This window comes from Protofrankia sp. Cas4 (assembly GCF_963555915.1).
Taxonomy (GTDB): domain Bacteria; phylum Actinomycetota; class Actinomycetes; order Frankiales; family Frankiaceae; genus Protofrankia.
Map to the genome: position 1 here is coordinate 1 of NZ_CAUVXL010000136.1, position 12,882 is coordinate 12,882.

Below are 12,882 nucleotides of genomic sequence, written 5' to 3' on the forward strand. Positions count from 1 at the left end.
GCTCACGGTGGACGCCACGAACGTACTGATCAATGAGTTCGGTCTGCGCACGGTACTCGACCTGCGTACACCCAAGGAGGCAGCGGCCGAGGGCCGCGGGCTGCTCGCGGAGACCGAGGTCGGATACCATAACACGGCGTTCATACCCGACCTCTACCTTGTGCCCGGTGACCCCGAACACAAAGTGATCGTCGAGCAGCGGTCCAAGCGGGAAACCGTCGAACACTACCTGGACTATCTGACCCGCCCCGCCAGCGCGGTCCCGACCGCCCTGCGGCTACTCACCCAGCCGGCCGAACTGCCGACCCTGTTCCACTGCGCGGCGGGCAAGGACCGCACCGGCGTACTTGCCGCGCTCGTCCTGGACATCGTCGGAGTACGGCGCGAGGCCATCGTCGACGACTATGTGATGACCAACGAGCGGCTACCGCAGATCAAGACACGGCTCAGCGCGATGCCGACCTACAGCCGGAGCGCGCGCAGCGACATCGGTTGCCGTCCCGAGACCATGGTGACGTTCTTCGAAACCCTCGACCAGCGCTGGGGCGGCGCGGCCGGCTGGGCACTCGGTCACGGCATCACCCAGGCCGAGCTGGACGTTCTGCGCAAGACGCTCGTCGACTGACGCCCCGTCAGCCGCGATCCGGCGCCGACCACTAAGATCGCCCGACGGACTTTCGAGGTTTGTACGCCGAAATCACCCTCGTCGATCATACAAACCTCGAAAGATCACCTCAGCTGGCCGACGGTGTCGGAGTCGGAGTCGGAGTCGGTGTACGCCCACGGCGGACGGCCGACCGGGAAGGTCGATTGCCGCTCCTGTGTTGCTACGGCTGTAACTGTGTAATCGTTACAGGCGTTCAGGATGCCGCCGGGCGCGCGATCGGGGCCCAGTTCGCGCGCCCGGGCGGCACCAGGGGCGCAGGAGCACGTTCGGGAGGCCGGGATGACTGATCCATTGGATGCCTACTCGCAGGTGGTGACTCAGGTTGCCGCCGCCATCTCGCCGTCGGTCGCAAGCCTGCGGGTGCGGACGCGTCGCGGCGAGGGAGCCGGCTCCGCCGTCGTCTTCACCGACGACGGCTTCCTGCTCACCTCCGCCCATGTTATCGACGGCGGGCCGCCGGCCGGGGAAACGGGCGTCGGGGTGGGTACGGCGGAGTTCACCGACGGCACGGAGAGCCTGGTGGACGTGGTGGGCGCCGATCCGTTGTCCGACCTCGCCGTGTTGCGCGCCCGCAGCGCCACCCCGCCGCCGGCCACCCTCGGCGACGCGGCCACACTCGTCGTCGGTCAACTGGTCGTCGCGGTGGGCAACCCGCTGGGCCTGACAGGCAGCGTCACCGCAGGAGTGGTCAGTGCGCTCGGTCGGTCGCTCCCGACCCGGGCCGGCGCCACGGTCCGCATCATCGACGAGGTGATCCAGACCGACGCCGCCCTCAATCCGGGTAACTCCGGAGGCGCCCTGGCCGATGCGAACGCCCATGTCATCGGCGTGAACACGGCCGTCGCCGGGATCGGGCTCGGGCTCGCCGTTCCGGTCAACGCCACTACCCGCCGCATCCTCGCCGCGCTCATGCGCGACGGTCGGGTGCGACGGGCCTACCTCGGGGTCGCCAGTGCTCGGGCACCGCTGCCGCCACGACTGGCCGAGCGGTTCGGCCGCCGGCACGGGGTCCGGCTGGCCGAGGTCGTGGTGGACAGCCCGGCCGGGCAGGCCGGCCTGTTCACCGACGATCTGGTGCTCTCGGTCGCCGGGCAGCCGGTCGCCGCACCCGGGGACCTCCAGCGGCTCATGACCGAGGAGACCATCGGAAACCCGATCGAAGTGACCGTGTGGCGACGTGGCGCGCTCGTCGATGTCATCGTCGTCCCTCGGGAACTGGCGCTCACCTGAGCGGGACGGCCATCACCTGGACGCCCCGCCCGGCAACGCACCGCCGGGCGCGGACATCGTTACCATCTGGCGATGACCGTGCCCGTGCGATCGACCAGCGGCCCGTCGTCCACCGGACGCGGCCGGTACCCGACCACCGCCGACGGCGGGGGTAAGGGCACCGGCCCGCACGACGACGACCGCCTCGACCCGGTATTCGTGGCCACGTTGCGAACCTCGATAACCAAGCTCGCGCGCTCGCAACGGGCCGAACGCCAACGGGACCCGCGGGCGTTGCCATTCAGCCTGATCTCAGCCCTTTCCACTCTGCAACGAATGGGGCCGCTGACACCGACACAACTCGCCCGTCTCGAAGGTGTCCGGAAACCATCGATGACACGCGCGCTGGCAACGCTGATCGAAGGGGGTCTGGCAATCAAGGAAAACGACGAGTACGACGGTCGCCAGTTCATCGTGCGGATTTCCGACAAAGGTCTCAGCGCCGTTGCGGAGTCCCGGCGCGTCGTCGACGACTGGTACTCCCGGCGCCTTTCCCAGCTGAGCCGGCAGGATCTGGCGGACCTCATGCGCGCCGGGGGCGCACTCGCGCGACTCGCCGACGAGACGAGCTGAGCCGGGCGCTCTACAATCATGGGAGCAGGTCACGGACGATGACGATCATCGACGCATGGCTGCAACATCCGACGCTGCGTTTCCTTCAGGACGACATGTTCGCATCGCTGCACCGCTGGACAGGCGCGCAGAATCCGACCGTGGCACCTCCGCTGGAGCATACGATCGCCGCGATGGACCAGGCTGGCGTCGAACGCGGTCTGATCTGTGCCTGGGTCGGCCCGTGCGGGCCGCTGATCTCCAATGACGAGGTCGCCGGTTTCGTCGCCAGATTCCCCGACCGGCTGACCGGGGTGGCGGCGGTCGACCTTCGCTACCCGATCGCCGCCGTTCGCGAACTTCGGCGAGCCGTTCACGACCTGGGTCTGCGGGCGCTGCGGGTCGTACCGTGGCTGTGGGCGCTACCTCCCAACGACCGTCGTTACTATCCGCTGTTTGTCGAGTGCGTCGAGCTGGGGATCCCGTTCTGCACCCAGGTCGGCCACACCGGACCCCTGCGGACCTCGGAGACGGGCAGGCCGATCCCCTACCTCGACGACGTGGCCCTGGAGTTTCCCGAGCTGGTGATCGTCGGTGGGCACATCGGCCATCCGTGGACCACCGAGATGATCGCCCTGGCCTCGAAGTACCCGAACGTCCACATCGACACCTCCGCCTACGCCACCCACCGCTACCCGACCGAACTGGTCGAGTACATGCGCGGGCGCGGGCGCAGCAAGGTGCTGTTCGGCTCCAACTTTCCGATGATCACACCAGGCCGGGCACTGGACGGCCTGGCCGACCTCGACCTCGACCCGCAGGCACGGGAACTGTTCCTGGCTGGCAACGCCCGACGGGTGTTCGCGATCTGAGTGCGCTCGGCGATCTCACGAAGATCAACCGGATATACCCTAATGTTCCGGAAACGGCTCACTGTCACCCTGGCATGCGACCAGAGCTGGAACCAGTCCGGGACCGACATGGGACCGGTCTGAAGCTATGGAGAGGACACCGTTGCGGATCGCGTTGCTGTCGTACCGCAGTCTCCCCACCTGCGGCGGTCAAGGCGTGTACGTCCGGCATCTCTCCCGCGAACTCGTCACGCTGGGTCATCAGGTCACGGTGCTGACCGGGCCGCCCTACCCGCTGCTCGACTCCGGGGTCGACCTGCGCACCCTGCCCAGCCTTGACCTGTACGCCACGTCCGACCCGTTCCGCTGGCCGTCCCCACGGGAGCTACGCACCGTCGCCGACATCGTCGAATTCGGCCTGATGCGCACCGGCCAGTTCTCCGAGCCGCTGGCGTTCAGCATCCGGGCCGCTCGCGCCCTGGGGCCGAGCGCGGGCCGCCCACCCCACTTCGACATCGTGCATGACAACCAGGGCCTCGGTTACGGACTGCTCGCGCTACGCCGGGCGCTGCGCCCGCACGGGGTTCCGGTCGTGGCGACCGTGCACCATCCGATCACGGTCGACCGACGCGTTGCGCTGGCGGCCGCGCCCGACCGGACCGCACGTATCGGCATCCGCCGCTGGTACTCCTTCCTCCCGATGCAGGCCCGGGTGGCACGCAGCCTCGACGGCATCGTCGTCCCGTCCCAGAGCTCCCGGCAGGAGATCATCACTGACATGGGGGTGGTACCGGAGCTCATCCGCACCGTCCCGCTCGGTGTCGACTCGGATGTCTTCCGGCCAGCCGGTGCCGGTGCCGGTGCCTCGGCCACGACACCGACGCCCGGTCGCATCGTCGTCGTCACCAGCGCGGACGTGCCGCTGAAGGGACTGGGAGTGCTGCTGGAGGCGCTCGCGAAGGTTCGCGTCGAGCGCGCCGCCCATCTGATGTGCGTCGGGATGGCCCGGCCTGGTGGCGCCACCGCGCGCCAGGTCGAGGAGCTCGGCCTCGCCGACGTCGTGACGTTCCAGTCGAATCTCTCCGACGTCGACCTGGTCACACTGTTGCGGTCGGCGGAGCTCGCCGTGGTGCCGTCGCTGTACGAGGGCTTCAGCCTGCCTGCGGTCGAGGCGATGGCCTGTGGCCTACCGCTGGTGGTGACCACGGCCGGCGCGCTCCCGGAAGTGGTCGGGCCGGCAGGGCAGGCCGCCGAGCTCGTCGCGCCCGGGGACGCCGAGGCACTGGCCGCCGCGATCGGGCGGCTGCTGGACAACCGGGCGCTGCGCGCGCGGATGGGCGCCGCCGGGAGGCAGCGGGTGGAGGACCGGTTCTCCTGGCGGGCCGCGGCCAGCGCGACCGCGGCATGGTATTGCGAGCGGATCGACGCGGTCCGGTCCAGGCGCGATCACACGTCGGCGGCCGGCCCACGTCCATGTTGACGGTCGACTTCGACCGGTTCCCGGTCACCGGGGGATGCCGCCTGCTCGATCTGGGCTGCGGCACGGGCCGGCACAGTTTCGAGGCGTTCCGGCGCGGGGCGGACGTGGTCGCCCTCGACCATGCGACAGCTGAGGTCACCGGCGTGCGGCAACTGCTCGCCGCGATGGCCGCCCACGAGCCGGTAGGACCGCAAGCCCGGGGCGCCTGCGTGCGCGGGGACGCGCTGGCGCTGCCGTTCGCCGACGCGGCCTTCGACCGGGTCATCGCCGCGGAGGTCCTCGAACACATCCCGGACGATGTCGCCACCATGGCGGAGCTTGCCCGCGTGCTACGCCCGGGTGGGCTCGCCGCCGTCACCGTCCCCGCCTGGTTTCCCGAGAAGATCTGCTGGAGCCTTTCCCAGGCCTACCACAGCGTGGAAGGCGGGCATGTCCGCATCTATCGGAAACATGATCTACTGGACCGACTGCGCGCCGCAGGGCTAGAGCCCGTCGACGAGCACACCGCCCATGCCCTGCACGCTCCGTACTGGTGGCTGCGCTGCCTGGTGGGGGTGCACAACGACGATCATCCCGCTACCCGGCTCTACCACCGGGTGCTGGTCTGGGACATGATGCGCCGGCCCTGGCCCACCCGCGTCGCCGAACGGATCCTCAACCCGCTGATCGGCAAGAGCGTCGTCCTGTACCTGCGCAAACCGGAGGTTTCGCGTGCGGCCGGCTGAATCCACACCGTTACTCGCCCCGGCCGCGATCGCCGAGACCGCGGACACCATCGCCGCCGTGCAGGAACCCGACGGCGCCATCCCCTGGTATCCCGGCGGACACACCGACCCGTGGGATCATCTTGAGTGTGCCATGGCGCTGCGGATCGCCGGCCGTGCAGACGCCGCGGACGCCGCCTGGGACTGGATCCGCCGTACCCAGCGGGCCGACGGATCGTGGGCGACCAGCTACGTCGCCGGCCAGATCAAGGACGACTTCGCCGACAGCAACCAGTGCGCGTACGTGGCGACCGCTGCCTGGCACACCTGGCTCGCCACCGGCGACCGCGCATTCCTGCACCGGATGTGGCCGGTCGTGCGTGGGGCACTCGACTTCGTCGTGGCCCTGCAGGCCACCGGCGGCCAGATCTGGTGGGCCCGTTCGGCCAGCGGCGCCGCCTACCCCGAGGCGCTGCTCACCGGCTGCTCCAGCACCCTGCACAGCCTGCGCTGCGGACTCGGTATCGCCGCCCTCGTCGGCGAGACGCCGCCAGGCTGGGAGGCGGCTGCGGGCGCGCTGCGCCATGCCGTGGGCAACCATCCGGAGCGCTTCGCGGACAAGCGCCGCTGGTCCATGGACTGGTACTACCCGGTGATCGGCGGTGCGGTGCGTGGGTCGGCTGGCCGGGCCAGGCTGCGCAGCCGGTGGGACGACTTCGTCGTCGAGGGCCTGGGCGCCCGATGTGTGGCCGACCAGCCGTGGGTCACCGGTGCCGAAACCTGCGAGTTGGCGATCGCCCTGCACCTGGTCGGGGAGAGCGGGGCCGCGGCCACGCTGGTCCGCGACGTTCAACGCCTGCGGCACGTCGACGGCAGTTACTGGACGGGCTGGCAGTTCGCCGAAAGGGTGTACTGGCCCCAGGAGCAGAGCACATGGACGGCCGCAGCGGTCCTGCTCGCCGTCGACACCCTCGCCGGTGGGGTCACCGAGGCTGCGTTCCGCGGCGACGACCTGCCCGCGTGGCGGCCGGCGCCCGGCCACGGGTCAGACGGCGCGTTCGAGGACCCGCAGCGATCCTGTGCATGACCGCTCGGTGAATCCCTCGACCAGTGCCCGCTGGAACACCTCGAAGGGCGCCTGACCGCCGTCCGCCGGGTCCGGGAACACATCGTGGATGGCAAGCAGACCGCCAGGTGGGATATGCCGCGCCCACGCACTGTAGTCGGCCTGTGCCTGCGCGCGAGTATGCCCACCGTCCAGGAACAGCAGGCTGACCGGTGTCGTCCACCAGCGCCCCACCGCCTCGGAGCGGCCGACGACCACCGTCACCACGTCCGCCACCCCGGTCGCGTCCAGGGTGGCGCGCAGCCAGGGCAGCGTGTCGAGCCGACCGGTGCGGGGATCGACGAGGGACCGATCGTGATACTCCCAACCCGGCTGGTTCTCCTCCGAACCGCGGTGATGGTCGACGGTGACGACCGTCGCCGCTACCTGGCGGGCCGCCGCCGCCAGATACAGCGTTGACTTGCCGCAGTATGTACCGATCTCGCAGATCAGCCCGCCGGCGGGCACCGTCGCCGCGGCGCTGTACAGGGCGAGCCCCTCCCCCGGCGGCATGAATCCCGTCGCGGCCTCAGCCGCCTGCCGCAATGCAACGTCCACGCCAGTTCCTCCCACCCGTTTCCGGACCGTCCTACCAAGTTGCCGTAACTACCAAGCTGCCGTAACTACCGAGGTGCCGTAACTACCAGGCGCCGTCCGGTCGAGAGGCCCCGCGATCATGCTCTTTGCGCAGCGATGGAGCCTGCGCAGCGCGGTGACGGACGGTGAGAGGTACGGTATCTGCGCTGGTATCGCCCGGCGTGCCCTCCGGCCGGCCGAGCAGACGTGCGGGCACGATCTGGAAGAAGGCCCAGAAGAGCACGGAGGCCACCGCGAACCCGCCGAACAGCCAGACCGCCCGCGCCCAGACCTGTCCGGTGGCCATCCCGAGCAGTCCGGACGGGTCGAGCACCAGGATCGCGAACAGCGTCAGCGCGACGGCACAGGTCGCAGCCCAGGCCGGCCGGCTCCACTCCCACAGCTTGCGGCCGTCCATGTAATGGATGGGCAGCAGGACGATCGGGGCGGCCACAATCGAGCCCGCCACCACCTGGCACAGCACGTTCTCGATGACCGCGAGGGCGAACCCCGGTGGCCCGGACCCGTGGCGCGCCAACGCCGAGCTCACCGGGACACGTACCAGCCACGCCGCCACGGCGACCGCCAGCATCACCAACGTGCCGAGCAGGACCGCCTGGCCCTCGGTCCGCTGGGTGAGGCGACGGCGGCCGCGGGCGCGATACTCGGCGATCAGCCCGTACACGTAACCGGGGTTGAACGCAGCGCTCCAGGACAGCAGGGCGCAGCCGATCGCGACGACGGCGGCACCGGGCAGCAGCTCCAGCCCACCCCCTGCGCCACCGCAGACCCGCCGCTCGTAGCTGTCGATGGATCTGCTGTAGAGCAGCACACCGAGCGGGATCGCGACCCCGAATCCCACGACGAGCGCGGCGGTCGCGGCGTTCATCCCGACCCCCGGCTCCACCAGCACCGCCAGCGCCGTGGAAAGCAGGAAGAAACCGGGAACCAACAGCGGTCGCGGCAGCTGTCCAGCCCGGACCGGCAACGGCGATGCCCAGACGAACCAGCGCCGCAGGATGTCCTGATTGTGGTGGACCGTCTTGTGGAACAGCTCGGCGGCGAAGCCGACCAGCGGCAGCAGCAGCACGGCCAGCCCAGCCGCGACACCCACCCGGGCGGGACGGCGGAAGACCTCACCGGGGGTCGGTAGCGCCCGGGCGTAGCCGGAACGCAGCTGCCCGCCGGTGTCGCCCGCCTGGCTGCCCGGTGCCCCGGATCCGCCCCGGCCGGTCCCGCCCGAACCGCCGGAGCCATCGGAACTCCCGGTGCCGGCGCCATCGCCGGCCCGGCCGGACGTTGTCGACCCCGGAGCCGCCGCAGACCCCGCCCCGGGCGCGTCGGACCCGGTCGGTGCCGCCGGTCCCGGGATGCCGCCGTCCGAAGAGGCCCCGTCCGACGCGGTCGTACCGGGAGCCGCCGCGTCCTGGACCGGTGCCCCCGCGGTCGCCGGTGCACCCTGGCCACCTGTGGGCATACCGGTCGACCCTGTAGTGCCGGCAACCGCGGTGGATGCCGGACCTGCGGTGGGTTGGGGTGCCGGCGAGGATGCCGGCGGGGACGAGGGTGCCGGCGTGGGCGTAGGTGCCGGCGTGGGGGTGGGCGCAACCACGGTGAACGTCGCCGATGCGGAAACCGTCGGACATGAAGCGGTGACGGTGTGCGAACCCGCGACAGCTCCGGCGGGTACCTGGAAGGTGAGGCTGAAGCCGCCGGAGTTCACCGACGCCGTCCCGACGGCCTGGGTTCGGTCCCACGACACGTCCACGGTGGGGACCCGCATGGTGGTGCAGGCGAACCCCGCCCCGCTCGCTGTCACGGAAACTCCGGCCCGCCCGGAACCGGGGCGCAGTGCCACCGACGGTCCCGGCGCCGTGACCGCGGCCGCCTGCACCGCTGCGCGAGCCGACGGCTCCGGCCCCCACGCGATCATGAACGCCACTGCCGCGCCCCATACCACCAGGAACGCGAGGAGCGCCCGTCCTACAGTCAGAATCCGCCTGTCGGGCCAAAGGCGATGCGATCCTGGTTCTGTCGCATCGCCGGAGGCCGAAGTCCTCGGGCCACTGTCGGCCACCCTGTGTCGCTGCGCCGCCGCCACGCCACCCTCCACCCCACGAACCCCGCCTGAACTCCCCGCGATCAACGGCCCGGACCCGGCCCGGCACGCGCTGATCAGCGCCGTAATCCCGAAGGATGCCAGGGCGCGGCTGTGCACCGGCAACCAGGCCCAAGGAGGGTCCAAGGTCGAAGGCCCAAGGCGGATTGATCGGACCTTATGATGACGATGTGGACGTGAAACACGGTGCGAGTCGATGGGCCGCCATCACCGATGGCAGCCGTGGGTCGGGTTATGCGGCCCAGTTCGCGCGGCTGGCCGCGGCGGGCATGGACGTCCACGGCGAAGCCACGCTGTGCGCGTCGCTGGTACCGCCGGGTTCGCGCATCCTGGACGCAGGCTGCGGGACCGGCCGGGTCGCGATCCGGCTGGCCGAACAGGGCCACTCCTGCACCGGGATCGACAACGACGCCTCCATGCTGACGGAGGCCCAGGCCGCGGGACCCGACGTGACGTGGCTGCTGGCCGACCTGGTTGACATGAACACCCTGGCGGACCTGGCGGAGTTCTTCGACCTCGTCGTCGCGGCCGGAAACGTCGTCCCGCTGCTCGCTCCCGGCACCGAGGCGCTGGTCGTCGCCGCGATCGCGCAGCGGCTTGTACCCGGCGGCCTGCTGGTCGCCGGCTTCGGCCTGGATCGTGACCACCTGCCGCTGCCCGCTGCGCCATTCGGGCTGGCCGACTACGACCGGTGGTGCGCAACGGCCGGGCTCACCCTCGACCAGCGCTACGCGACCTGGGACGGCGATGTGTACGACGGCGGCGGCTACGCGGTCAGCGTGCACCGCGCGGGCCCCGTCGTGCACTGAGGGCGAAGGGTACGGTAACTGCCCCGTCGCGCCCCCTTTCGTCCTGACCGCTAACCTGGCCGAGAAGCGATCGGCAGGGAAGGCGCCAGCGGAGATGCGTACACACTTCGAACCAGAGCAGCAGGACGAGTTCGACGCCGCGAAGGAGCTGTTGATTCGTCGATGCACGGCGTGGGCGAATCACCAGCAGGTGGCCGCCGATCCGTTCATTCTGACCGCAGCCCTGGAGTTCCGCCACCACAGTGTCGACGGACGGTTGGCGTACTGGACCGTCGACCTCGCTCGGGAATTCCTGCTGGGCTGGGTACCGCGCAGGCTGTCGGTCACTGCGGACGACGCCGTGGACGCTGCGGGCACGCTGCTCACCCTGCTGCGCTATCTGCGCACCACCGACCTGGACGACCCTGCCTGCGACCCACTGCCTGAGATCGAGGCCGCGCTCACCGCCATCGACGCCGAGTTTCGCCACACGATGTCGGACGAACAGAACTTCAGCATCGCGAAATTCTGGGTCATGCGAGCGATCGCATCCGGCGTCGACCCCACCGACGCTGTCGCCATGACGCGCTTCACCTCAGACGCCCGGGCCGGCCGGGTCGAGCATGACCAGGAGGCGCTCCGGCACGTCATCGCCCGCCAGCTTGGCGGCGCCGGCGAGCTACCGCAACGCGCCTGTATACAACTGCCGGTATCGATCCCGCCAACCAACGAGCTTGCCGCGATGGCGGAGGAGAACCGTCTCGTCCGGCAGTTGCGGGCGCTCACCGACTGGGTTGGCCATGCTGGTCGCCCGTTGACCACGACCGGCCAACTCAAACTCGCTGACGCCCGTGAGCTGGTCACGCTGGTCGACACCGGCGACACGATCGACCCCATCGTGGGCGGGCGGGTGTGGCGTACCAAGAGCAGCGCGGACCTGCCCGGGCTCACCCTTATCGTCGAATGGGCCAAGAAGCTCCGGCTGATCCGGGTGGTGAAAAGCCGGCTGGTGCAGATCGCGAAGTCCCAGCCCCTGCTGCTCGACGGCCTTGCCCTGTGGACCATGGCCATCAACACCTTCGCCGAGCTTGCCGACGCGGTCGTACGCCCGAGGCTGTACGGTCACCGCCCAGGAATGCTCCATGATCTCTTCGAGGAGATCGCGCCGGACCTCCTCAACACCATCTACGGCATGCCGGCGCCCGTTCCCGTCGTGCGCCTGGGCGAAAGCATGTGGACGTCCTGCCAGGCCGCGTTCGCCATCGACGACGCAGACGAGTCACAGCAGGAGATCTGGCGCACCGTCGTCGGGGGTGACCTGCGGCGGATACTGCGCGTGCTGGCCGCCGCCGGTGGGGTGGAGTTGAGCACCGGACCCGTCGATCCGATGTTCCGCTCCGACCTCGGCGACGACGTCAACGGCGGCGACGAGGGCGACTTCGGGGGCAAACTCGGGGGCGACTTCGACCCCGAGGATGACGTGTACGCCGAGGAGAACCCGACCGGGAACATCACCGTCCTGCCCCCCGACGCCCGGGAACGGCTCAGCGTCGCGCTCGCCGCCGACGCTGGGCCTGTCGAGACCGTGGTGCTCACCCCGCTGGGCACCTATGCGGTCCGCATTCGGCTGCTCGCCGAAGGACGCCATATGCCGCTGGTCGGCGAGCTGTCCGATGCCGCGCCCGCGCAGCTGCTCGGCATGATTGCTCAGTACCACACGCCGGAAACAGGCCAGGAGGAGATCTCCCGCTGGCTGGCCGCCCACGGTGGCGCGGACACCGGTCTGGACCAGCTGCTCGACGCGGTACGCCGCTGCCCCTTCCGCAACCGGGCCGCCGCGATGCTCGACGTACTGGCCGCCGCCCAGCCCGACCGGAGGGCGCTGCTGCGGCGGCTGCGTTCCGACACCGTGCTGGGACCGATCGCCGTGCACCACCTCGTCTCCGACGAAGAGCTGAGCCCGGATGACCTCACCGAACCAGAAGGTCTACTGATCGTCACCGAGCAGTTGCTCCAGCTCCTGGAAATCGCCGGCCCGGACGCGGTGCGCGAATCGTTCGCAAAGGTAGCCACCGGCGAGACACGGGACCTGTTCACCGCAGTGTTGCACTCGGGCCATCCTGACACCACCGGGCTGGACGAGCTGCGCACGCTGGTCATCGAGCCGCTGCAGCGTCGCGGCCCCCTGCGCTCGGCTCGCGCGCGTTCCCCGCGTTCCCCGCGTCGCTCGCGGCCACCGGGCTCGCGGCCACGTTCATAGCCGGCCAGGTTCACCGCCGGCCAGGTTCACCGCCGGCCAGGTCCACGAAGGTGATCTTTCGAGGTTTGTGCGATCAACAAGCCGGTCCACGCCGCACAAACCTCGAAAGATCATCCAATATTGATCACAAACTCCGGTCAGTGGCCGAGGAGCTGACGGGCCATGACCACGCGCTGGATCTGGTTCGTGCCCTCGTAGATCTGAGTGATCTTCATCTCAAGAAGTTGATCTCGCCTCTGACCTGCTATTTCTGTCTGTCAGCAAGGCGGTTTACCTCCAGGCTTATGATCGAGTTCACGTCTTGTCCAAAGACCATGGTTGACCAAAGCCGCCGACCCCGATGGATCAAGGTTCATCTGCCGTCGTTCGATGGACGGCGTGGGGGACATGAAGCGCTTCCCCTCCAGGACGCGTCCCGCACTCGACGTCTCGCTTGCCAGGACGGTCTGCGACCCCCGTAGCTGCCCTTGGGGGTCTTCGCGCTCTTCCCAGTCGTAAACATCACTTCCTG

At 69.7% G+C, this 12,882-nt stretch carries 11 protein-coding genes; 9 read left to right on the plus strand and 2 right to left on the minus strand.

From position 1 onward, the window contains the following. The 7 genes from U9979_RS12730 to U9979_RS12760 form a co-directional block, all read left to right on the plus strand. On the plus strand, nucleotides 1-625 hold a 625-nt coding region (locus tag U9979_RS12730), incomplete at its 5' end, for a tyrosine-protein phosphatase (RefSeq protein WP_322779556.1). A gap of 321 nt (nucleotides 626-946) precedes the next feature. Beyond that, nucleotides 947-1,897 (plus strand): S1C family serine protease, encoded by a 951-nt coding sequence (locus U9979_RS12735; protein ID WP_322748012.1) that lies wholly within the window; start codon nucleotides 947-949, stop codon nucleotides 1,895-1,897. A gap of 72 nt (nucleotides 1,898-1,969) precedes the next feature. After that, nucleotides 1,970-2,509: a MarR family winged helix-turn-helix transcriptional regulator gene (locus U9979_RS12740; RefSeq protein ID WP_322748013.1), complete on the plus strand. Its 540-nt coding sequence runs from the start codon at nucleotides 1,970-1,972 to the stop codon at nucleotides 2,507-2,509. A 38-nt stretch (nucleotides 2,510-2,547) separates the two neighbouring features. Continuing rightward, complete coding sequence (locus U9979_RS12745) at nucleotides 2,548-3,360, plus strand: amidohydrolase family protein (RefSeq protein ID WP_322748014.1); 813 nt, start codon at nucleotides 2,548-2,550, stop codon at nucleotides 3,358-3,360. Between the two features lie 127 nt (nucleotides 3,361-3,487). After that, entirely contained in the window at nucleotides 3,488-4,819 is a 1,332-nt protein-coding gene (locus U9979_RS12750) for a glycosyltransferase family 4 protein (RefSeq protein WP_322779557.1), read from the plus strand. After that, nucleotides 4,813-5,544, plus strand: a complete 732-nt coding sequence (locus U9979_RS12755) for a class I SAM-dependent methyltransferase (protein WP_322767575.1) — start codon at nucleotides 4,813-4,815, stop codon at nucleotides 5,542-5,544. Before U9979_RS12750 ends, U9979_RS12755 begins: the two co-directional genes overlap by 7 nt. Further along, complete coding sequence (locus tag U9979_RS12760; protein ID WP_322779558.1) at nucleotides 5,531-6,610, plus strand: hypothetical protein; 1,080 nt, start codon at nucleotides 5,531-5,533, stop codon at nucleotides 6,608-6,610. The genes U9979_RS12755 and U9979_RS12760 overlap by 14 nt, the downstream gene beginning before the upstream one ends. On the opposite strand, the gene U9979_RS12765 is transcribed toward U9979_RS12760, so the two are convergent. Both U9979_RS12765 and U9979_RS12770 read right to left on the minus strand, forming a co-directional pair. After that, entirely contained in the window at nucleotides 6,569-7,186 is a 618-nt protein-coding gene (locus U9979_RS12765) for a class I SAM-dependent methyltransferase (RefSeq protein ID WP_322753759.1), read from the minus strand. The genes U9979_RS12760 and U9979_RS12765 overlap by 42 nt on opposite strands. Before the next feature lie 82 nt (nucleotides 7,187-7,268). Next, nucleotides 7,269-9,137, minus strand: a complete 1,869-nt coding sequence (locus U9979_RS12770) for an FGLLP motif-containing membrane protein (protein WP_322779561.1) — start codon at nucleotides 9,135-9,137, stop codon at nucleotides 7,269-7,271. Between the two features lie 362 nt (nucleotides 9,138-9,499). Here U9979_RS12770 and U9979_RS12775 point away from each other — a divergent pair, with 362 nt between their 5' ends. Both U9979_RS12775 and U9979_RS12780 read left to right on the plus strand, forming a co-directional pair. Beyond that, entirely contained in the window at nucleotides 9,500-10,132 is a 633-nt protein-coding gene (locus U9979_RS12775) for a class I SAM-dependent methyltransferase (protein WP_322779559.1), read from the plus strand. A gap of 94 nt (nucleotides 10,133-10,226) precedes the next feature. Next, nucleotides 10,227-12,371 carry a hypothetical protein gene (locus U9979_RS12780; protein ID WP_322779560.1) on the plus strand — a complete coding sequence of 715 codons (2,145 nt, stop codon included), beginning with the start codon at nucleotides 10,227-10,229 and terminating at the stop codon, nucleotides 12,369-12,371. Nucleotides 12,372-12,882 lie beyond the last annotated feature (511 nt).